Raw genomic sequence first — 21,091 nt, 5'->3', positions numbered from 1 at the left:
GCCTTAAGAAGCCGTGTGTTTTTCAGCCACAGGCAAATGTTTTTTGAGTTCCTGGCGCCTTGTCGACCACCAAGCCAGAAAGCGCCAGGCAGGCCCATTACATCTTTGAAATAATTATAGAAAAGCACGACAAAGGGGCCGCTTTTGATCGCGATCTTTCACGTCATGTCACGGTCTTGTGATCGCCCCTTGGGAACGAATCCGCCGATATTAGGTTGTTGAGCACCGGAAGCATGAACCTGCCCGAATGGGCGGGCGACTACTTCGGGTAGATGGCGGCAGGAGGCTTCCATGAACCACTCGATCTACAGCGCTGATCGCGCGACCCATTGGAAGATTGTGGTCGTCGCGCTCGTCGCAGGGATCGCGGTGGCGGGCTTCGGCATGACGGCGCGCTCTGGCTCGGATGAAGGCCTGACCCAGACCGCCCGCGTGGTCAAGGCCGGCAAGCCGGTCGTTGTCACCAGTTCGAACGCCTCTCTCGTTCGCTGAGGAGATTTGACGAGTTTTGTGAATTCACGCGGCTCTTTACCAGCCCCCCAAAGTCGCCACGTGGATATGTAGACGACCCCAACCCCAAGTCGACTACGGAAAGCGCCCGCCCCCCACGGGCGCTTTCTCATGTCTGGGGTATGTCGCGCGGTTGCGCAGGGACGGGTCAGATCTTCAATGCGAGCATTCTCTCCGCCCGTGTCCCGGACGCGCTGCAACGCTCTTCAGCACGTTCACGCGCGTCTTCGACGCGCTATGGCGTTGCTGCGCAGAGCCGGGGACCCAGCAGCTCCACGGCATCCCGACACATGGACCCCGGCTCTGCTTCGCATCGTCGAAGGAACGCTACGCTGCGTCCGGGGCACGAGGGCAGAGTGATGGCGCGTGGGAGGTGACACAGTCGCTTCATCATTGGCATTCATCGCAGACACACCCTCGCATTCTCGCGACTGATCTCGCCCGAGCTTTGCTTCGTCGCCTTGCCCTCGTGGGAAAGAGGGCGCAGGGAAGACCGGGAGCCCGCTGGCACCCGCGGTCCACTGTGCGAATTCTGCGTAACAAGAAGCTGCACAGCGGCATACAGGTGAAGCCAGGACATCCCGGCCTTCCCTGCGCAGTGGTTTGACGGCTTATGTCGTGATCTCCTCGGGGAGCGATGCACTATTGCCCCCGTCGCCTTGCGGATGACTGATGTGCATGCCCGGTCGGGCAATACACACCACCACAACGCTTGGCGCACAGACCCCGGGCGCCAGGACCACACGATTTTGCCGTACGCCAGTCACACCGGTCGTATGCGCGACGCACTCGCTCACGGTTACCCGCCCTGCGAAGCTCTTCGCGCCGATGTGACCCACGTCCACCGCCGCCCGGCCCGCGTGTCGTGACGATCGCGATACGCCCCTCTTCCTCGGGCCGGAGTGCCGCGACACCTACGCGATTTCCGAATTTCGGTAAAGCGGAATATTTTCGACTGCGCCCGTTGACCGACAGTTGGGGTGTTTTGCCCGTCGGCAACACAAGGTCTCGTAGCCCGGATCGAGCAAAGCGTATCCGGGATCCCATCCGCGGACAAAGCGGTCCCGGATTGCGCTAACGCTCCATCCAGGCTCCGTGCTACGCGCCTACAAGCCGCGGCTCACGCCTCGCGCAGCTCCGACGGCGTCGCGCCGAAGCGCTTGCGGAAGGCGCGGTTGAAATAGGACAGGTCGGCGAAGCCCGAGGAACGCGCAATGTCGCTGATCTTGCGCGCCCTGGCGCGGGGATCAGCGAGCAGCTTGCGCGCGTGGAGCAGGCGCTGCTCCAGCACGAATTCGGTGAAGGTCGTGCCGGCCTGCTCGAACAGGCGCTGGGCCTGGCGCGGGCTGAGCCCCGAGCGCGTCGCGACTTCGGACAGGCAGAGATCGTTGCGGCCGAGTGCGGCCATCACATCGGCGCGCATGAGATCGAAGCGAGCCGCCGCCTGGCCCCGGCCGCGTGCGCGGTTTGCATTCTCCGCATCCGTGCCGAGCAAGAGCCCGACGAGATCGACCATATGCTGCGCGGTCAGGCGCTGGCCGACCGCATCGAGATGCGGCGCATGATTGGCGGCGAGCTCATGGTAGCGGAAGATGGTATCGGCGACCGCGCCATCCGAGAGCACCTGCGAGAGCTTGTCCTCGGCGCGCGGACTGATGTCGAGCAGCGCACGGCGCGGCATGCGAATGGTGGTGAAGCGGTCTGCCTCGGTGTGGCCGACGGTCCCGGTCACGCTCATGTCGACCAGCACCATCTGGGCGGGCGCGAGCTCGACGCTGTGGCCGTTCTGCCCGACGCGGACGAGCCCCGCATGGGCCGCGATCAGGACGAGATCGTCACTGCCGTCGGCAAGGTGGCTCTGCGTGCGGGAATATTGCGCGGAGGCACCTTCCGGAATGGCGAGCGCGATGTTGTCGACGACGCTGATCTGCAGCCGGCAATCGATGTTGTCGCCATGGCTCGGCCCGATATCGAGGCCGCAGGGACCGACGGCCCGCTCGCGCCAATGTTCGAAGGCGGCGCCGTGCGGCAGGCCTGCATATTGGTGAAGGAAGATGCTCGGCGTTCTCGCTGCATCCATTTGATTTTCTCGCCCTTTCCAGCATCGCGGACTTCAAATTCCGGGGATTTGACGCGGCGAATTGCGGGGAGGTTCAAAGCGGGGATGGATTCACGGACACTTAATCGGGATGCGACGGCGGGATGGACCGTGGCGGCAGTGGCGCGGCCTTGTAGCCCGCACGGAGCAAAGCGGAATGCGGGAACAGTGGTCCCGGATTTCGCTTTTCGCTCCATCCGGGCTGCGGCACACGCACCTATTTCTTCGCAGGCGCCTGCGGCTGGGACGGCGGCACGGCCTCGATCAGCTTGCCGGAAAACACCGGCGCCGAGGTCGGCTGGCCGCTCGGCGAACCGCCGGCCTGCTCGACCGTGACGGCGTAGGTCGCGCCTTGGACGACCTCGGCATCATAGGAGGCGAGCAGCGGACGCGCGGTGAAATCGCTCGCGCCGATGACGCCGAGCGAGCGCGGGCGCGGCAGCTTGTCCGAGATCAGCCAGAGCTCGAAGCTCTTGCCGGGCTCCGGCGTCGCGCCGACCTTGCGCACCGTGAAATTCCGCGTCGCACCGTCGATGGTGAGGATGAAGGCGGGGCCGCCGCCCTGGCCCTGCAGCAGCGCGACATATTGTGCGGAGGCGGCGAGCGGCGCGGCCGGCGTCTTCACCTCGACCGTCTGGATGCGCGGCGCGGGACGCAAAGCACCCGGCAGCGCGTCGGGCTGGAAGATCTGGAGCGACAGCGTCACGAGCAGCGCGGCTGCGAGCGCGGCGGCGGCCGATGCAATGGAGCGCCAGCGCTTCACGCGGCCCTCGAGGCGAACCACATTGCTGTCGCCGACGACCGGCGGCTGCGGCGCACGAACGACGTTGATATCCGGCGCATGGACTTGCGGGATGAATTGCGGTGCGACGTCAGGGAGGGCGTCCGGCTCGGGACGCGACGTCTCAGCTGGCCCGGCCTCGGGATGCTGCACCTCCACCGACTGCGAGCTTTCGGTCGGCGCCTCCGCGGTCTGCAGCGAGGATGACTCCGGCACGGACGGTGGTGGCGGCGAAGCCTCGGCCAGCGCGGGCGGCTCCTGTGCGGCGGCCGTGCGCGCGATCTCGGACCTGATGTTCTCCCACACGATCGGACGCGGCTCGACGGAGCCGACCATCTGGTTGAGCACGCCGAGACGATGGGCCCAGCCCTGCACGATGGCGGCGAACGCCTCGTCGACCGCCATCATGGTCTCGACCTGCGCGCGCTCATCGGCGTCGAGCGTCCCGAGCGCGTATTCCGCGGCGAGCGCGATATGGTCCTCCGTGTAGGCCATCACATTCCTTCACCTCTCCCGAAGGGAGAGGTCGGAGCGCATCGCAAGATGCGGCCCGGGTGAGGGGTTACGGTCCCCCAGGAGATCCGCGGCCCCTCGCCCGGCGCTACGCGCCGACCTCTCCCCGACGGGGGGAGGTCAACTGCCGTTGCCGCTCTGGTTCGTGCCACTCTCGTCATCCTCTAGAGCCCGAGGCACTCCCGGATATCCAACATGCTGCGCCGGAGCCACGTCTTCACCGTGTTGACGGGCGCCGAAAATTTCTCCGCCAATTGCTCGCGGCTCCAGCCGTTGTAATAGGCGAGCAGCACGAGCCTCTGACGGTCCGGCTCGAGCCGGCCGATACATTCCAGGAGCCGCTTCAGCTCCTCGGTCATCTCGCGGCGCGCCAGCGGATCGGCAGTCTCGGCCGCAACCTCCATCGCCTGAGGCTCTTCCTCGATGGAGGCTTCCGATTTCTTGCGCACGATGTCGATCGCACGATTGCGCGCGATCGAGGCCATCCACGTGATCGGCGACGACAGCGCCGCATTGAACTGGCCGGCGCTGTTCCAGATCTTGACGTAGGTCTCCTGAATGACCTCCTCTGCGAGATCCTGCCGACGCAAGATACGGAGCACGACGCCATAGAGTTTCGCGCGCGTGGCGGCGTACAGGCGCTCGAATGCGGCCTGATCGCCCTTCGCCACCGCCTCAATCAACCCGACCAGCTCTGCTGGCGTCAGCATTGAGCCCCCTGAAACGCGACCCGTCGCTTCACCTCTCCCCGTCGGGGAGAGGTCGATTTGCGCAGCAAATCGGGTGAGGGGGCGCAGGGCTAACGGCAGACCGTAACCCCTCACCCGGCGCTCCGCGCCGACCTCTCCCGAGGGAGAGGTGGGCACCGCCGTCGCTGGCACAGCATTCACTCTCGCCAGCATAGCGCGCGGCCAAGCCGACCACCAAGGGGCGCGGCGCTACACTGTGGACAGCAGATACGAAAACCCGGACCTTGCGGGTCCGGGTTTGGCAAATTCCTGGATGGTTTGGTTGCTGGCGCGTCAGGCGACGGCGCCGATGCGCGCGCGCATCAGGCCGATGCTGTCGAGGTCGGCCTGCTCACGGGCGTTTTCCTCGGCGCGCTCGCGGGCCTGGTCGCGCTCGTCGAGGAGCTCGACTTTCTTCAGCTCCTCGAAGGCCTCGGCCAGCGCGGCCTTGGCTTCATCGAGCTGACCCTTGAGCTCGTCGGCCGAGCGGGTCAGATTCTCGCGGCGCTGGATCGCGGCCTTGGCGTAGGTCGGATAGGCGAAGTGCGAGGGATCGTTGATCCCGGCACGCTCCTGCTCGGTCTGGATCTCGCGCTCGAGATCGACCGACATCCGCTGGAAATCGGCGATCATGGTCTCGATCTGGGTGACCCGGCGGCGCTTCTCGTCGACCTGAAATTTCTTCAGGCGGATAAGCGTATCTCGTGACTTCATCGACTCGTACTCCCCAGAAGTCCCCCCGCTGCACGTGGGACGGCACCGGTCACCCCATAGGCCCGATCGAGGCCAAGACCGGCTCTGCTACTCTGTGGGATCGGATGATGACCTGACAAAGTTAGCGTTCCGTTTCCAAATTGCCCAGGATTTGGGCCAATTGGCGGTAGCCGTCCGCGAGTGATGCATTTTCGTCCTTGCGCTGGCGCAGGAAGGCCTCGAGCGGCTCGTGCAGGCGGATCGCCTCGTCGACCTCGGGGCTGGAGCCGGCCCGGTAGGCGCCGAGACGGATCAATTCCTCCATGTCGGCATAGGTCGCCATCACCTGGCGCGCCCGCTGGATGACAGGCCAGAACTGCGGATCGGCCGATTTCGGCATCGTGCGGGAGACGGATTTGAGGATGTTGATCGCAGGGTAGCGGCCACGCTCGGCGATCGACCGCTGCATCACGATGTGACCGTCGAGGATGCCGCGGACGGCATCGGCGATCGGCTCATTATGGTCGTCGCCATCGACCAGCACCGTGAAGATCGCGGTGATGGCGCCCTCGCCCAAGCCCGGCCCGGCACGCTCCAACAGCTTCGGCAACTCCGTGAAGACGGTCGGCGTGTAGCCCTTGGCGGTCGGCGGCTCGCCGGCGGACAGGCCGATCTCGCGCTGGGCCATGGCAAAGCGCGTCACCGAGTCCATCAGGCAGAGCACGTCCTTGTCCTCGTCGCGAAAATACTCGGCGACCGCGAGCGTGAGATACGCCGCCTGGCGGCGCATCAGCGCGGGCTCGTCGGAGGTCGCGACCACCACGACCGAACGCGCCAGGCCCTCCTCGCCGAGATCGTCCTGCAGGAATTCCTGCACCTCGCGGCCGCGTTCGCCGATCAGCCCGATGACACTGACGGCGGCATCGACGTTGCGCGCCAGCATCGACAGCAGCACCGATTTGCCGACGCCGGAGCCTGCGAAGATGCCCATGCGCTGGCCACGGCAGCACGTGAGGAACGTGTTCATCGCGCGCACGCCGAGATCGAGCGGGCTGCCTACTCGCTTGCGCGAATGTGCGGGCGGCGGCGTATTGCGGAACGGCATCGGCGAAGAGCCCTGCGGCAACGGGCCCTTGCCGTCGATCGGCTCGCCCAGCGCGTTGACGACCCGGCCGAGCCAGGCTGCGGACGGCCGCACCTGATTGGCGGCATTGGCAATGACCGCCTTGCAGCCGCGGCGCACGCCTTCGAGGCCGGCGAACGGCATCACGACAGCATTGTTACCGGAGAAGCCGATCACTTCGCAGGGAATGGTGCGGTTGGCGCCGGTCTCGATCACCAGCCGCGCGCCGACCGACATCGCGTGGATCGGACCGGCCACCTCGACCATCAGCCCGCGCACGCCGACCACGCGGCCATAGATGTTGATGCCGTCGATGTCGCCGATCTGTTCGGCAAGAGCCTTCATCGGTGAGCCTTCATCAAGGGGCGCGCCCAGGTCATCCGGGACCTCACGGTGAACTCTTAAGTTTCGCCATATTTCTGAACGGCGCTTAACTTCGTGTTTACCCGCATCATTAATCATTGCGTCACTGTCTTTGTGACTGAGCGTGACTCCCCTTCAGAAGAAGGCTGAGTCGCGGGAGTCGGTTAGGTCCGTCTCTTAAAGTGGAGCTTGAACGGGATCGGGTAACGAAAGCTGCTTCGCGCGCAAGACCTTAGGGCGATTCGACAAAAATTGCACCGTGGGGACTTGCGTTCCAGAATCAGAGTTTGTTAACCATCTGTCGTCAGGATCCGAATCAGTTGTTCAAAGGCGTTTTGTTGAGTGCCGCGAATGCGGCCGACCTGACGCCCAGGAGCGGCGACTATGGGGAACTGGCATGCGCGTTTTGCTGATTGAAGATGACAGCGCCGTCGCGCAGTCGATCGAGCTGATGCTGAAGTCGGAGAGCTTCAACGTCTACACGACCGACCTGGGGGAAGAAGGCGTCGATCTCGGTAAACTGTACGATTACGACATTATTCTCCTCGACCTCAACCTGCCCGACATGTCCGGCTACGACGTGCTCAAGCAGCTCCGGGTCTCCAAGATCAAGACACCCATCCTGATCCTCTCCGGCCTCGCCGGCATCGAGGACAAGGTCAAGGGTCTCGGCGTCGGCGCCGACGACTACATGACCAAGCCCTTCCACAAGGACGAGCTGGTGGCCCGCATCCATGCGATCGTGCGCCGCTCGAAGGGCCACGCCCAGTCTGTCATCCAGACCGGCGACCTCGTCGTCAACCTCGACACCAAGACGGTGGAAGTCGGCGGCCAGCGCGTGCATCTGACGGGCAAGGAATATCAGATGCTGGAGCTGCTTTCGCTCCGCAAGGGCACGACCCTCACCAAGGAAATGTTCCTCAACCATCTCTATGGCGGCATGGACGAGCCGGAGCTGAAGATCATCGACGTCTTCATCTGCAAGCTCCGCAAGAAGCTCGCCAACGCCTCCGAGGGCCGCAATTTCATCGAGACCGTGTGGGGCCGCGGCTACGTGCTGCGCGAGCCGCACGAGGCCGACGAGCGCATCCCCGCCTGATCTTCCGGGTTACGTCGCGAGCCCGAAAGGGCTCGCTCCTCCCAGCCTGGCCCCCGCCGCAAATGGCGGGGTTTTCGTTTTTGGGGGGCAGCTTCATCCGAAGCTTAACGTTTGAACCGCTAGCCTTCCCCTGCCGACGAATGGTCGCTGCACGATGGGGAACGATGCTCCTGCAATCACTCGCCGGCCTGCCCGCCTTCCTGGTCTATTTCTGCACCGGGCTGATCGCGATCGTGGCCTATCTGTTCGTCTACACCCGCATCACGGCCCATGACGAATTCCAGCTCATCCGGGATAACGAGCCGGCCGCAGCGATCGCGCTCGGGCTCAGCCTGCTCGGCTTCGCGGCGCCGCTGGTCAGCGCCATCGCGCATTCGGCCAATGTGCTGGACTGCCTGATCTGGGCGACCATCGCACTGGTGGTGCAGGTCATCGTGTTCTTCCTCGTCAAGGTCCCGGTCCCCAATCTGTCGGCGCGGATCTCCGCCGGCGAGCTTGCCCCGGCGATCTGGCTCGGCCTGTCCTCGCTCGCCGCGGGCCTCCTCAACGCCGCCAGCATGATCTACTGAGATGGCCGACAAGCCCTCCAAGAAGGAATTCGGCAAGCGCCGGCCAGTGGTTGAACCACCGCCTGCGCAGCCACCGGTGAAGCGCTCCGGCCATGTCGCGCTGCTGGTGATGGGCACGATCGCGGTCGGCACCACCGCCTACACGCTGATGCCGCGGCAGACCTGCGAGCCCTCTCCCGGGGCCGTACCGGGGCAGACGACCACGACCTGCAGCAGCAGCGGCAGCAGTTCGTCAGGCGGCAGCAGCCCGCATTGGTCGTCGCGATCGAGCGTCTTCAGCAGCGATTCCTCGAGCCATTCCTCGTCGGGAACATCTTCCGACTCGGGCTCTCATAGCGTGAGCCGCGGTGGCTTCGGCTCGTTCGGCCACGGCTTCTCGGGCGGCGGATGACCCATGCAGCGCATCACCTGTCTCGAGCGCGACGACTGGCGAGAGACCGCAGCGAAATGCGGCTTCGTCTTCCACACCATCGACGGCGAGCGCTATTGGGACGAGCGCGCCTATTACGGCTTCACGCTGGACGAGATCGAGCGTGACATCGAGACGCCGACCGGCGAGATCGACGCGATGTGCCTGGAGCTTGCCGGCCGCATCATCGGCGACGAGCACTCCTTGCGGCGCTTGAAGATTCCGGAAGCGTTCTGGGGCCTGATCGCCGAGAGCTGGAAGCGCGACGACCGCAGCCTCTATGGCCGGCTCGATTTGAAGTTCGACGGCAAATCGCCGGCAAAGTTGCTCGAATACAACGCGGACACGCCGACCTCGATCTTCGAGGCCGCCGTGTTTCAATGGACCTGGCTCGAGCAGGCGATCGAACGCCGCATGATCCCGTCGCGTGCCGATCAGTTCAACTCGATCCATGAGCGGCTGATCGCGACGTGGAAGGAGATCGCTAGCGGCCGCCACGTCCATCTCACCGGCATCACCGGCAACGAGGAAGACGCCGGCACGCTCGCTTATCTCGAAGACACCGCACGCCAGGCCGGGCTCTCGACCAGGCTGCTCGACATCGAGCAGGTCGGCTGGCACGACGAGCCTGGTGGCTTCGTCGATCTCGACGATGGCGACATCGCACTCGCCTTCAAGCTCTATCCCTGGGAGTGGATGTTCCGAGACGCATTCGGCGCAAAGCTCAAGGGTGCTCCGACGCGCTGGATCGAGCCGCCATGGAAGGCGGTGCTCTCGAACAAGGGCATTCTGCCGCTGCTCTGGGAGATGTTTCCGAACCATCCCAACCTGCTGCCGGCCTTCTTCGAGGACGACCCGCGCGCTGCCGAGCTCGGCAGCTCCTATGTGCGCAAGCCGCTGCTCTCGCGCGAGGGCGCCAACGTCACGATTGTGTCCGGCGGAATGCCGCTCGATGAACAGAATGGCCCCTATGGCGCCGAAGGTTTCGTGCGCCAGGCGCTGTCCCCGCTGCCGAATTTCTCAGGCTTCTATCCCGTGGTGGGAAGCTGGCTGGTGAATCACGAACCCTGCGGCCTGTCGATCCGCGAAGACGAGAGCCCGATCACCGGCAACCGCTCGCGGTTTCTGCCGCATGCGATTCTGTGAGGGCCCCTCATTCCGGGGCGCGACGTCGTCGCGAACCCGGAATCCATAGCCACAGGCAGATCGAACGGCCCCACGTCCAACGGCCTGCCCATCTCGGAGGCCTGTGGTTATGGATTCCGGGCTCCTCGCTTAGGCGCGGCCCCGGAATGACGAGAAGCTGTTCACCGCGCCGCAGCGACCTTCAGCGGCTGCGGCATCAATACGCCCATCGCCCGGCCGGAGCGCGCGGGGTTAAGCTGGTAGAGACCGCGACGGTCGGAGATCGGGCGGAACGCATCCGTGATGCCGACGACGGATTCGGCGGCCCCAAGCAGCAGCGTGCCGTCGGCTTCCATCGCTTTCGCCAGGCGCTCGAAGATCACGGCCTTTGTATCCTGATCGAAATAGATCAGCACGTTGCGGCAGAAGATCACGTCGAACGTGCCGAGATGGGAGAAGTCCTGCAGCAGGTTGAGCTGACGAAACTGCACCATGGCGCGAATGTCGGGGTTGAGCTGCCAGAGCTCGCCGGTTTGCGTGAAGTATTTCACCAGAAGCTGGATCGGCAGGCCGCGCTGCACCTCGAACTGGCTGTAGACGCCGGCCTTGGATTTCTCCAGCACCTCCTGCGACAGGTCGGTGGCGACGATCTCGATACGCCAGCCGGCGAGAGCAGCTCCCATCTCCTTCACGCACATCGCGATCGAATAGGGCTCCTGCCCGGTCGAGGAGGCCGCCGACCAGATGCGAAGCGACTTGCGCGCCGCGCGCGCCTGGATGAGGCCCGGCAGGATGGTGTCGCGCAGGTTATCGAACGGAATCTTGTCGCGGTAGAAGAACGTCTCGTTGGTGGTCATCGCTTCGACCACATCGGTCGCAAGCCGGCCGTCGCCGTTCCTGATCTTCAGGACGAGATCGGGAATGCCTGATAGGCTTGCCTTGCGGGCGAGCGGCAGCAGTCGGCTCTCGACCAGATATTGCTTGTCGGCGGAGAGATCGAGACCGGAGCGTTCCTTCAGGAACTTGCGCAGATAATCGTAATCCAAGGGCGTCACGAGCGGTCTCCCGCGAACAGGCGGTTGACCTTGGCGCCGATCTGGTTGAGCGGCAGGATCGCCGCGCAGATGCCGGCATTGGCCGCTGCGCCCGGCATGCCCCAGACCACGCTGGAGGCTTCGTCCTGCGCGATCACGCTGCCGCCGGCCGCGACGATGTCCTTGCCGCCACGCATGCCGTCCGAGCCCATGCCCGTCAGGATCACGGAGAGGATGCTGCCGTGCCAGACGTCGATGGCGGAGGTGAAGAGCGGATCGACCGCGGGCTTGCAGAAATTGACGGCGGGGCCGTCGTCGAGCCCGATCACGACATCCGCGCCGCTGCGCGCCACACGCATGTGCTTGCCGCCGGGCGCAAGATAGATCCGTCCCGGCTTCACCGGCTCGCGGTCGACCGCCTCGGCTGCCGGCCGGCGGCTCGAACGCGCCAGATGCTCGGCAAGGATGGTGGTGAAGGTCGGTGGCATGTGCTGGGTGATCAGCACCGGGAAGCGGTCGATCACGGGGCCAAGCTCGGTGACAAGCGACATCAGCGCCTGGGGACCGCCAGTCGAGGAGCCGATCAGCAGCACCTTGGGCGCCTGGGCCGAGAACGGACGCGTCGACGGCGATCCTGACGAGGGCGCGTGCACGGCCGGAGCGGGCGCAGGCGCGACAGGCCGCGCAACCGGACCGCGCGCGGCCGGAGACGGGCTCGCGGGCGCCAGCGGCGGGCTCGCAACCGCGGGCCTGCGACGCAGCCGCGCACCGAGATGGCGGATCTTCTGGATCAGGTCGTGATGAAAAATGTCCGCGGCTGCCGCCTCGCGCGTCGACTCCGGTTTGGGGATGTAATCGGCCGCGCCGAGCGACAGCGCCTTGAAGCTGATCTCCGCGTTGCGGCGGGTCAGCGTCGAGGCCATGATGATGACGAGATCGCGCTGCTTTGCCAGCAGCCGCGGCAGCGCCGAGAGGCCATCGAGCTCGGGCATCTCGATGTCGAGCACGGCGACGTCGGGGTTGATGCGTTCCAGCTGGTTGACCGCCTCGAGCCCTGTGCGCAGCGAGGCCGCAACCTCCATGTCGTGCTCGGCGCCGATCCAACGCGAGATCAGACCGCGGATGACGACGGAGTCGTCGACGATCATCACCCGCAGCGGTCCGGCTTCGCGCGACGTGCCTGTAGTCGAATTACCTGCGAACGCAATACTCATTACTCACCAACTCAGACTGAAACGGTTCAGTTGAAAACAAGCGCCGGAGGATCCGTTCAGCCTCCGGACAATCGCTCAGATCAGGCCGACTTCCTGGAACTTCGCCGTCACGATGTCCTTGTCGAACGGCTTCATGATGTATTCGTTGGCGCCGGCGTGCAGCGCGCGCGCAATATGCGCGACGTCGTTCTCGGTGGTGCAGAACACGACCTTGGGCTGGTCCCCGCCGGGCATGCGGCGGAGATGGCCGAGGAACTCGTAGCCATCCATGACCGGCATGTTCCAGTCGAGCAGCACCGCATCGGGCAGGCCGCGCTTGCAGGCCTCCAGCGCCTTCTCACCGTCCTCGGCTTCGAGGATCTGGAAGTCGAGGCCTTCCAGGATCCGGCGCGCAACCTTGCGAATGACGCTGGAATCATCAACGACGAGACAAGTTCGCATGTGAACCTCTGCTTCCTCCCCTCTGCGGGGACACTTCCAATTGCAGGCCCGCCGGCGGCAGCGCCGCCGTATCAGGCCGCCATCATTTCGGGCGCAAGCTCGAGGACGCGATCGACGTCGAGGACGACCATGAGCTGGCCGTCGAGGCGGTGGACACCGCCGGCGAGCTTGGCCATGCGGGGGTCGAGGTTGACGGGGTTCTCCTCCTTGCCGTCCTCGGGCAGGCGCAGCACCTCGCCGATCTGGTCGATCAGGAGGCCGTAGGATTCGCCGCGCAGGTCGACGCCGACCGCCATCGCCGTCTTGCCGTCCTCAGGTCTGGGCAGGCCGAGACGGGCGCGCATGTCGACCACGGTGACGATGCGGCCGCGCAGGTTCAAGACGCCGGCGATCTCGCGCGAGGACAAGGGCACGCGGGTGACGCGCTCGGGCATGAACACGTCCTGGACGCGGGAGATCGGCAGCCCGAACAGCTGGCCGCCGATCATCGCGGTGACGTATTCGACCATGGTGCCTTCGCTGGCGTGGGTCTTGCTGCTCATAAGCGCGTCTCCTGATCCCGTTGGTTACGCCGCCGCCCGGCTCAGCTCGGAGGCGCCGGCGGCGCCCGCGGTCTGCTCCTTCAGCGCCGCGATCAGACCGGGACGGTCGAACTTGGCGACATAATCGTGGAAGCCGGCCTGGCGGCCGCGCTCGATCGCCGCCGGCGACACCAGCGCCGAGAGGCCGATGATCGGCGTCGCGGCGAGATTGTTGTCGGCGCGGATCACTTCGGCGAACTCGAACCCGTTCATGTCCGGCATCTCGATGTCGGTCAGGATCACGTCGAAGTTTTGCGCGCGCAGCGCGGCGAGGCCCTCCTGCGCGCCTCCCGCGGTGCGGACGCGGTAGCCGGCGGCCTTCAGCACCGGCGCCAGCATGTTGCGGAAGAACGCAGAGTCGTCGACCAGCAGCACCGACTGCGAGTGCATCGACGGCCGCATCTCCTTGCGGGTGAACCAGTCGGCGAACGCCATCGGCAGGAAGTGGCCGACGTCGATCACCTCGGTGGCCTGGCCCTTGATCACCGCCGAGCCGAGAATGCCCGAACCCGAACCGCCGACCTCGATGTTGAGCCGTTCCTCGACGATGTCGATGATCTCGTCGACGACGAGGCCCATGGAGCGGCCGTCATCGGCGAACACCAGGATCGGCTGGGCGCCCTGGCCGGCAATGGTGACGCCTTCCATGGCGACCAGCGGCATCAGCTGCTCGCGGTACTGCACCATGTAGCGGCCGTTACTGAACTCGATCTTGTCGGCCGGCAGCTCTTCCAGGCGCGTGACGAGGCCGAGCGGGACCGCCTTGGGCTGCGACGAGCCGGCGCGGAACACCAGCAGCGAGGTGGTCTGCTCGCCCGAGCCGATGTGATGGCCGGCCGCGTCATCCGCCATGTCGTGGGCCGAGGAGCCGGCGGCGCCGAGCGCCTTGGCAATGCCGTTGGGGTCGATGATCATGATCACCGCGCCATCGCCCAAGATGGTGTTGCCGGAGAACATGTCGATGTGACGCAGCTTGGTCGACATCGGCTTGACCACGATCTCTTCGGTGTGGAACACGCCGTCGACGACGATGCCGAAGGTCTGGCTGCCGACCTGCGTCACCACGATGAAGCCGTTCTCGGGATCGCTGGCGGCGCCGTCGTCGATCTTCAGGAGCTTCTTCAGGTGGATCAGCGGCAGCAGCTTGTTGCGCAGCCGCAGCACCGCGGTGTCCTTGATGCGCTCGATGCGGTGCTCGCTGTTGGCGCGGGCGCGGACCAGCTCGACCACCGAGAGCTGCGGAATGGCAAAGCGGTCGCCGGCGGCTTCCACGATCAGGGCCGAGACGATGGCGAGCGTCAGCGGGATCTTGATGGTGACCGAGCTGCCCTCGCCGGCCACGCTCTTGATGTCGATGGTGCCGCCGATCTGGTCGATGTTGGTGCGCACCACGTCCATGCCGACGCCGCGGCCCGAGACCGAGGTGATGGCGGCGGCGGTGGAGAAGCCCGGCGCGAAGATGAACTTGTGGATCTGGGCTTCGCTCATCTTCTCCAGCTCGGCCTCGGTGACGAGACCGCTCGAGAGCGCCTTGGCCTTGATCTTCTCGGTGTTGAGGCCGCGGCCGTTGTCGGCGATGCAGATGATGATGTGGCCGCCCTCGTGATAGGCGGAGAGGCGAATGGTGCCCTGCTCGCCCTTGCCGCTGGCGAGGCGCTCGGCGGGGGTCTCCAGGCCATGATCGGCGGAGTTGCGCACCATGTGGGTGAGCGGGTCCTTGATCAGGTCGAGCACCTGGCGGTCGAGCTCGGTGTCGGCGCCGTGCATCTCCAATTCGATCTGCTTGCCGAGTTCGCTCGAGAGGTCGCGGACGATGCGCGGCAGCTTCTGCCAGGCATTGCCGATCGGCTGCATGCGCGTCTTCATGACGCCCTCCTGCAGCTCGGCGGTGACGTTGGAGAGGCGCTGCAAGGGCACCTTGAACTCGGTGTCCTCGTTGCGCCGCGAGATCTCCAGCAGCTGGTTGCGGGTCAAGACCAGCTCGGAGACCATGGTCATCAGATGCTCCAGCGTATCCACGTTGACGCGGATCGACTGGTTGGCGACGCGGTCGCCCTCGCTCGCCGTCTCGTCGGCCATCGACTTCTTCGGCGCCGGCTTGGCGGGTTTTGCCGCCTCCTTCGCGACCGGTGCTTCGGCGGCCGGCGCAGGCGCGGCCACAGCTTTGACAACAGGCACCGGCGCTTCGATCGCGGTCTCGCGGAAGGCGCGCTCGAGCTCGTCGAGCGAGACTTCGCCCGGACGCAACGGGCGCTCCAGGGTCTGCTCGACCAGCGAGCCCGTGGTCATCTGCTTGGCCGGCGCAGCAGCCGGGGCATCCGGCGCCAGCGGCGGAGCGTCAGCAACCGGAATGGTGCCGCTCGGCATCGGCTGCGCCGAGCCGGACGCGATCGGCGAGGCCGACGCCGACATCGCCGCCATGCCCTGCTCGACCATCGCTTCCAGCTTGTCGATGAGGTCGCGGTCGTTGCCCTCAGGCTCGGCTTCGGTCGCCTCGAGACCTGCCAAAATCTCCTTGATGCGGTCGATCGAGGACAGGATCACCGTCACCGCCTGCCCGGTCACCGGCATGCCGTCACGGAATTTGCCCATCAGGGTCTCGCCGGCATGCGCCAGCGCTTCCAGCCGCGGCAGGCCGAGGAAGCCGCAGGTGCCCTTGATGGTGTGGACCAGGCGGAAGATGTTATCCAGGATCTTGGCGTTGTTCGGCTCCTGCTCGAACTTCACCAGCTGGTTGTCCACGGTGTCCAGGCTCTCGCTGGTCTCCGTCAGAAACTCCCGCAACAGATCATCCATGAAAACAGGCCTTCATACAGGCGCGCACGAGGCGTGATGCGCCATTTCGGAATGGGGCCAGCTTCACCGCAAAGCGTTTAATATTGGTTGAGTATGTGCAAAAGAACGGAACCAACAAAGAGATAGGGCGCTCCGGACAAACCGAAGCGCCTCATAAAGATTCGATTAAGAAGCCGAACGCGACGCGTCTGTTTTACGAAGCGCTAACGATGATGGCTTCGCCTTCGGGCGCGAGCGTCACGGTTAGCCCGCAGGACTGCGCGAGCAGCCGCGTGTAGTAAGGCTGGATTGCATGCGCATCTGCGGCAGGCCCGCGCTCGCCGCTCAGGAGCTCGGAGATGTTTTGCGGCAGGCGCGCATTGTGCCCCGTCGCAGTGATGCGGAAGCTCATCGTCTCGCCCTCGCCGATCGGATCAACCGTCAGCATGCCGCCGCGCGGGATCGTATGCTGGGCGACGACCAGCATGTTGAGCAGCAGCTTGACGCGATTCTTCGGCAGCAGCAGCCGCGGCAGATTCCAGGTGATCGAGCATTTGCCGTCCTCGATGTGGCCGCGCGCCATGGTCTGGGCATCGCCGAGATCGATCTGGGCGCCGGAGGAGCCGGCGGCGCCGAAGGCGAGGCGGCAGAACTGGAGTCGGGCGGAGGCAGTCTTGGCGCTCTTGCGGATCAGGTCGAGCGCGAACTCACGATCTTCCGGCTTGGGATCATCGTCGAGCACTTCGAGCCCGTTGACGATGGCACCGACGGGGCTGATGAGATCGTGGCAGACCCGCGAGCACAGGAGCGCGGCGAGTTCGAGCATATCGGGAGCAGTAGCGGTCGCGGGCGACGAGGCGTCAGACATATAATGGGGTCCTGGAGGGTTCCTGGAATTGCACGGCGCTGGACGCCGCGAATCACGCATGCTTGACGGATGCTGCGGGTTCTAACATTCGCCAGCCGGTGGCAGCTAGCTTGCGATAGGCTCGAAGCGGCCATAAGAGCTGCGGGCGAATCAATTGAGAGGGCAGACTTGCCGATGAATGAGGCATGCAGGTGAGGATCATCGATGCCGAGGCCGCATCCGGATTGATGGAGGCGCTCACCGCACTGGTGGTGAAGGCGGGCGAAGCGATCCTTGCCGTCAACCGCTCCGCCATGCGGATCGAGGGCAAGCAGGACGGCTCACCGGTGACTGAGGCCGACCTCGCCGCAGACCGCATCATCGCCGACGGCCTGGCGCAGCTCGCGGGCGACGTTCCGACGCTGTCGGAAGAGCGGACCCAGCTCGCCGCCCCGCCGTTTCAGGGCAGCTTCTTCCTGATCGATCCGCTCGACGGCACCAAGGAGTTCGTCGCCGGCCGCGACGAATTCACCGTCAACCTCGCCCTGGTGACGGACGGCGTTCCCTTGCTCGGCATCGTCAGCGCACCCGCGCTCGGGCTGCTCTGGCGCGGCATCGTCGGGCGCGGCGCCGAGCGGGTGAAGTTCGACGGGGCAACCATCGGGGCGGCCGAGCCGATCCACACCCGAAAGCTGCCGGCACCGGGCGAGCCCTGGATCGCGGCGGTGAGCCGCTCCCATGGCGATCCCAAAAGCGAGGCGTTCATCGACAACAGGCCCAATGCCGTCAGGAAGACCTGCGGCTCGGCCGTGAAATTCGGCCGGATCGCGGAAGGCAACGCCGACATCTATCCCCGTTTCGGGCCGACCTCGGAATGGGACGTCGGGGCCGGCTGCGCGGTCGTGACCGCGGCCGGCGGCAAGGTGACCGACGGCAAGGGCGGCGAGCTCCGATTCGGCCAGCGCAGCGATACGGGCTTCATCATCCCGGAATTCATCGCCTGGGGCGACCCGCAGGGGATAGGCTGCTACTGACCGAGCTGTTCCTGAAGAGTCGGCCAGCGCTTGCCTACCTCATAGAGGAAGCGCTCGGGATCGGCGACGAAAGCGTCGCGATTCGCTTCCCGGCTGAACAAATAGAGCCGCTGCGCCACGATCGCGAAGAAATGCGGATTGCCGGCGATGGTGACGCCGCGGGCGATATCGGCCGGATCGTAGCCGCCGAATTGCGGACCATAGATCTCGGGATGGGCCAGAAAGGAGGCTCGGTTGCCCTCGTTCCGGAAGCGCCAGACCGCACCCCGGAGATTCGCCTCGAACTCTGCCGTCCCCTGCACGGCCTTGCCAACAACGAAATAAGCGACGGGGTCGAAGCCCTCGATGGCGACGCCGGTGAAGCGGTTGACGACGATCCGTTCGGTGGTGGTGGCCGCTGCCGGCAGCCCCGGGCAGATGATCCAGATGCCCGCCAACAGGCCGACGAGGCCGATCAAGGCAATTCCGGGGCGCAAAGGGCTATCTTCCTGCCGTTGTGCCGTCATAGTTGCTGCGGATAACATCCGAGTCGAGGGGACATTCGGCGCAACCTAGAGCCGTGCCTGTTGGCGTCAGGTTAAGGAAGCGATCGGATTCGGTACCAGGGGTTCTTTTATGACTTTCGCATCACGCCTTGCTGCGCTCGCGCTTGCCGCGATGATCGGCTGGATCGTGCCGGCCTTCGCCCAGCAGGCGCCGCCGCCCAACCTGCCGCCGCCGCAGCGAGCCCCGTCCCCCAACACCTATGGGCCGGACGAGCTCGTCACGGCCGGCCACCGCTTCTTCGGCAACGTCTCGCGCGGGCTCGCCTCGATCATCGAGAAGGCGGTCAGCCAATGGGGCCTGCCGAACGGCTACATCCTGGGTGAGGAAGGCTCCGGCGCCTTCGTCGCCGGCCTGCGCTACGGCGAAGGCACGCTCTACACCAAGAACGCCGGCGACTTGCGCGTCTACTGGCAGGGTCCCTCGCTCGGTTTCGACTGGGGCGGCGACGGCGCCCGCACCATGACGCTGGTCTACAACCTGCCCGCCACCAATGCGATCTACCAGCGCTTCGCCGGCATCGACGGCTCGGCCTACATCATCGGCGGATTCGGCATGACGGCGCTCACCGCCAACAACATCGTGCTGGTGCCGATCCGCTCCGGCCTCGGTCTGCGGCTGGGTGCCAATATCGGCTATCTCAAATACACCCCGCGGGCGACCTGGAACCCGTTCTAGGTCCTCGCCTCCTATCCGCCTACGGATCAAGGTTAACGACAGAGCGGGGCTGGCTTTTTGCCGGCCCGCCATGGCATTGTCGTTGGTGAATTTTTCCTTAAGCTTGGGAGTTCTGGCCCATGGTCGAACCGATCATGTACCTGGCGATCGGTTTCCTGCTCTCGATGCTGTGCTGGCTCGCGATCGTGCCGCTGGTGCATAACCGCGCGGTGCGCCTGACCACGCGCCGGCTGGAGGCCGCGACTCCGCTGTCGATGGCCGAGATCCAGGCCGACAAGGACCAGCTCCGTGCCGAATTCGCCATGTCGGCGCGGCGGCTCGAGATGAGCGTCGAGCAGCTCAAGAACAAGACCACGAGCCAGCTCGCCGAGCTCGGCAAGAAGAGCGACGCCATCAACCGCATGAAGATCGAGCTTGGCGAGAAGAACGCCACGATCTTCGCGCTCGAAGCGCGCGAGAAGGCGATGAAGGAGCAGCTGCGCGCCACCGAGGAGGAATTCAACGCCAAGACCGAGGCGTTGCACGCCGCCGAGATTGCGCTGGCCGACAAGCAGGCCGAGCTCGCCAGGATCAATGCCGAGCTGTCCGACCGCTCGATGATGGCGGAGAGCCGCCAGGTCGAGCTCATTGCCGTGCGCGCGCAAATCGAGGAATTGAAGAACCGCGTCGGCGATGCCGAGAAGGAATTTGCCGCCACGCAAGCTCGCCTCGCGCAGGAGCGGACCGACTCCGAGACCGCCTCGCGCGAACTCGGCGAGGCCCGCGGCCGCGTCGAGAATTTGAGCCAGCGCATCACCGAGCTCGATCGCCAGCTCATCGTGCAGGTGAAGGAGGCCGAGATGCTGTCGGGCCGCGTCGCCGACCTCGAAGGGCGACTTGCGACGCAAGGCAAGCTGCTCGCCGAGCGCGACTATGAGAACAACCAGCTGCGCCAGGCCAACGAGGCCGCCGAGCGCACCATCAAGGAGCTGCGCGTCGAGATCGCCGCCTTGAGCGGCGGCAAGTCGTCGGCCGCGTTTGCAGCGATCCGCGCGGAGAAGGCCGCGTTGGAGGAGCAGCTCCGCTCCGCCCGCGACGAGCGCGCAAAGCTCCATCGCGACATCAACGCGATCCAGCAGCAGGCGGAAAGCTCCTGGGCGACCGAGCGCATGGAGAACGCGCTGCTGCGCGAACGCATCAACGACATCGCCGCGGAAGTGGCAAAACTCGCGATGCAGCTCGAAGGCCCGAACTCGCCGATCGAGGCGCTGCTGGCGGCCGAAGCCGGCCAGCCGCCCAAGCCGGCGCCACGCCCGGCCAACGATGCCGCGACCAATGGCGCGGGCGCTGCCACCCTGCCCGAAGGCGGCGGAACGCTCGCCGAACGCATCCGCGCCCTCCAGGCCCACGCCTCCCGCGCGCGCCAGCAGGGCGCGTAACCGGCCCAAAATCCGGCTTCCCTCGCGAATTGCCGACCTGCCGAAGGTTTTCCGCCGCCGCGCCGCCTGGAAACTTGACACCTTCGGCCGGCACTTCTAAATCGCGGGCTCCGATGTGCCGGCCGGCCGAAAGGTCCGGCCGCCTGCATGATGGTCCCGGGCGCATAGCTCAGCGGGAGAGCGTTCCCTTCACACGGGAGAGGTCCAAGGTTCGATCCCTTGTGCGCCCACCATCCATCCTCCTGAACCATCCAGTTGCGGGCAATCCGGACAGCTGGCGTCGCCGTCAGGGCTTGCCGAGAGCGTTCCATAAAAAATCGAAAAACAACCCCATGCACAGTAGCCGACGTCAGTCGGATCAATGGGTTGCGCCTTTTCCGAAATCGGATTTGACTTGTCGGGCAAAACAGGGGCAGGATGGCAGGATCAGGGAGGGCTCACTGGGCGACCCGGTCGGTTCGTACCTGAACGGGTCACTCGCCATTGCAGACCTTGGCGGTTGGTTGCATCGGCCT

At 65.4% G+C, this 21,091-nt stretch carries 20 protein-coding genes and 1 tRNA gene; 9 read left to right on the top strand and 12 right to left on the bottom strand.

Features of this window, described 5'->3' with window-relative positions:
- The first annotated feature begins 291 nt into the window (after positions 1-291).
- A complete protein-coding gene (locus BRAD3257_RS06635; RefSeq protein ID WP_122401188.1) occupies positions 292-492 on the top strand; it encodes a hypothetical protein in 201 nt (66 codons plus the stop codon).
- Positions 493-1,630: 1,138 nt separating this feature from the next.
- On the opposite strand, the gene BRAD3257_RS06625 is transcribed toward BRAD3257_RS06635, so the two are convergent.
- From BRAD3257_RS06625 to fliI, 5 genes are all read right to left on the bottom strand, one after another.
- The gene (locus BRAD3257_RS06625; protein ID WP_122401187.1) at positions 1,631-2,590 is read right to left on the bottom strand and encodes a helix-turn-helix transcriptional regulator; all 960 of its coding nucleotides are present in this window, start codon (positions 2,588-2,590) and stop codon (positions 1,631-1,633) included.
- A gap of 235 nt (positions 2,591-2,825) precedes the next feature.
- On the bottom strand, positions 2,826-3,884 hold the full coding sequence (locus tag BRAD3257_RS06620; protein WP_122401186.1) for an anti-sigma factor: 1,059 nt from the start codon (positions 3,882-3,884) through the stop codon (positions 2,826-2,828).
- A gap of 182 nt (positions 3,885-4,066) precedes the next feature.
- Positions 4,067-4,612 (bottom strand): sigma-70 family RNA polymerase sigma factor, encoded by a 546-nt coding sequence (locus tag BRAD3257_RS06615; RefSeq protein ID WP_122401185.1) that lies wholly within the window; start codon positions 4,610-4,612, stop codon positions 4,067-4,069.
- 312 nt (positions 4,613-4,924) lie between these two features.
- Positions 4,925-5,344: a flagellar export protein FliJ gene (fliJ, locus tag BRAD3257_RS06610; protein ID WP_011084990.1), complete on the bottom strand. Its 420-nt coding sequence runs from the start codon at positions 5,342-5,344 to the stop codon at positions 4,925-4,927.
- A gap of 121 nt (positions 5,345-5,465) precedes the next feature.
- Entirely contained in the window at positions 5,466-6,791 is a 1,326-nt protein-coding gene (fliI, locus tag BRAD3257_RS06605) for a flagellar protein export ATPase FliI (protein WP_122401184.1), read from the bottom strand.
- Positions 6,792-7,206: 415 nt separating this feature from the next.
- Here fliI and ctrA point away from each other — a divergent pair, with 415 nt between their 5' ends.
- The 4 genes from ctrA to BRAD3257_RS06585 all read left to right on the top strand — a co-directional run bounded on the left by ctrA (position 7,207) and on the right by BRAD3257_RS06585 (position 10,032).
- Positions 7,207-7,908, top strand: a complete 702-nt coding sequence (gene ctrA, locus BRAD3257_RS06600) for a response regulator transcription factor CtrA (protein ID WP_016848562.1) — start codon at positions 7,207-7,209, stop codon at positions 7,906-7,908.
- 164 nt (positions 7,909-8,072) lie between these two features.
- Positions 8,073-8,477 carry a DUF350 domain-containing protein gene (locus BRAD3257_RS06595; protein WP_122401183.1) on the top strand — a complete coding sequence of 135 codons (405 nt, stop codon included), beginning with the start codon at positions 8,073-8,075 and terminating at the stop codon, positions 8,475-8,477.
- Position 8,478: 1 nt separating this feature from the next.
- Complete coding sequence (locus BRAD3257_RS06590; RefSeq protein WP_122401182.1) at positions 8,479-8,868, top strand: hypothetical protein; 390 nt, start codon at positions 8,479-8,481, stop codon at positions 8,866-8,868.
- A gap of 3 nt (positions 8,869-8,871) precedes the next feature.
- Positions 8,872-10,032, top strand: coding sequence for a glutathionylspermidine synthase family protein (locus tag BRAD3257_RS06585; protein WP_122401181.1), 1,161 nt, complete (start codon positions 8,872-8,874; stop codon positions 10,030-10,032).
- Between the two features lie 161 nt (positions 10,033-10,193).
- Here BRAD3257_RS06585 and BRAD3257_RS06580 read toward each other — a convergent pair whose 3' ends face one another.
- From BRAD3257_RS06580 to chpT, 6 genes are all read right to left on the bottom strand, one after another.
- Positions 10,194-11,066: a CheR family methyltransferase gene (locus BRAD3257_RS06580; protein ID WP_122401180.1), complete on the bottom strand. Its 873-nt coding sequence runs from the start codon at positions 11,064-11,066 to the stop codon at positions 10,194-10,196.
- Entirely contained in the window at positions 11,063-12,259 is a 1,197-nt protein-coding gene (locus tag BRAD3257_RS06575; RefSeq protein ID WP_122401179.1) for a protein-glutamate methylesterase/protein-glutamine glutaminase, read from the bottom strand. The genes BRAD3257_RS06580 and BRAD3257_RS06575 overlap by 4 nt, the downstream gene beginning before the upstream one ends.
- A gap of 75 nt (positions 12,260-12,334) precedes the next feature.
- Complete coding sequence (locus tag BRAD3257_RS06570; RefSeq protein ID WP_007600538.1) at positions 12,335-12,700, bottom strand: response regulator; 366 nt, start codon at positions 12,698-12,700, stop codon at positions 12,335-12,337.
- 71 nt (positions 12,701-12,771) lie between these two features.
- Complete coding sequence (locus BRAD3257_RS06565) at positions 12,772-13,242, bottom strand: chemotaxis protein CheW (RefSeq protein ID WP_122401178.1); 471 nt, start codon at positions 13,240-13,242, stop codon at positions 12,772-12,774.
- A gap of 24 nt (positions 13,243-13,266) precedes the next feature.
- Positions 13,267-16,077, bottom strand: coding sequence for a hybrid sensor histidine kinase/response regulator (locus tag BRAD3257_RS06560; protein ID WP_122400448.1), 2,811 nt, complete (start codon positions 16,075-16,077; stop codon positions 13,267-13,269).
- A gap of 193 nt (positions 16,078-16,270) precedes the next feature.
- Positions 16,271-16,924, bottom strand: a complete 654-nt coding sequence (gene chpT, locus BRAD3257_RS06555) for a histidine phosphotransferase ChpT (protein ID WP_162500141.1) — start codon at positions 16,922-16,924, stop codon at positions 16,271-16,273.
- Positions 16,925-17,109: 185 nt separating this feature from the next.
- Here chpT and BRAD3257_RS06550 point away from each other — a divergent pair, with 185 nt between their 5' ends.
- Positions 17,110-17,937 (top strand): 3'(2'),5'-bisphosphate nucleotidase CysQ family protein, encoded by an 828-nt coding sequence (locus BRAD3257_RS06550; protein ID WP_122401176.1) that lies wholly within the window; start codon positions 17,110-17,112, stop codon positions 17,935-17,937.
- On the opposite strand, the gene BRAD3257_RS06545 is transcribed toward BRAD3257_RS06550, so the two are convergent.
- Positions 17,931-18,413 (bottom strand): YHS domain-containing (seleno)protein, encoded by a 483-nt coding sequence (locus tag BRAD3257_RS06545; protein ID WP_122401175.1) that lies wholly within the window; start codon positions 18,411-18,413, stop codon positions 17,931-17,933. The genes BRAD3257_RS06550 and BRAD3257_RS06545 overlap by 7 nt on opposite strands.
- Before the next feature lie 139 nt (positions 18,414-18,552).
- Between BRAD3257_RS06545 and BRAD3257_RS06540 the strand changes: the two genes are divergently transcribed.
- The 3 genes from BRAD3257_RS06540 (at position 18,553) to BRAD3257_RS06530 (ending at position 20,809) form a co-directional block, all read left to right on the top strand.
- Entirely contained in the window at positions 18,553-19,158 is a 606-nt protein-coding gene (locus BRAD3257_RS06540; RefSeq protein ID WP_122401174.1) for a DUF1134 domain-containing protein, read from the top strand.
- Positions 19,159-19,277: 119 nt separating this feature from the next.
- Positions 19,278-20,576 carry a coiled-coil domain-containing protein gene (locus tag BRAD3257_RS06535; RefSeq protein WP_122401173.1) on the top strand — a complete coding sequence of 433 codons (1,299 nt, stop codon included), beginning with the start codon at positions 19,278-19,280 and terminating at the stop codon, positions 20,574-20,576.
- Positions 20,577-20,734: 158 nt separating this feature from the next.
- Positions 20,735-20,809: transfer RNA gene (locus tag BRAD3257_RS06530), tRNA-Val, on the top strand.
- The last annotated feature ends 282 nt before the right edge of the window (positions 20,810-21,091 follow it).

The sequence above is a fragment of the Bradyrhizobium vignae genome (assembly GCF_900324035.1).
GTDB classification, from domain to species: Bacteria; Pseudomonadota; Alphaproteobacteria; order Rhizobiales; family Xanthobacteraceae; genus Bradyrhizobium; species Bradyrhizobium vignae.
The sequence above is the reverse complement of the archived record's forward strand: the minus strand, read 5'-3'. Positions and strand labels throughout refer to the sequence as shown.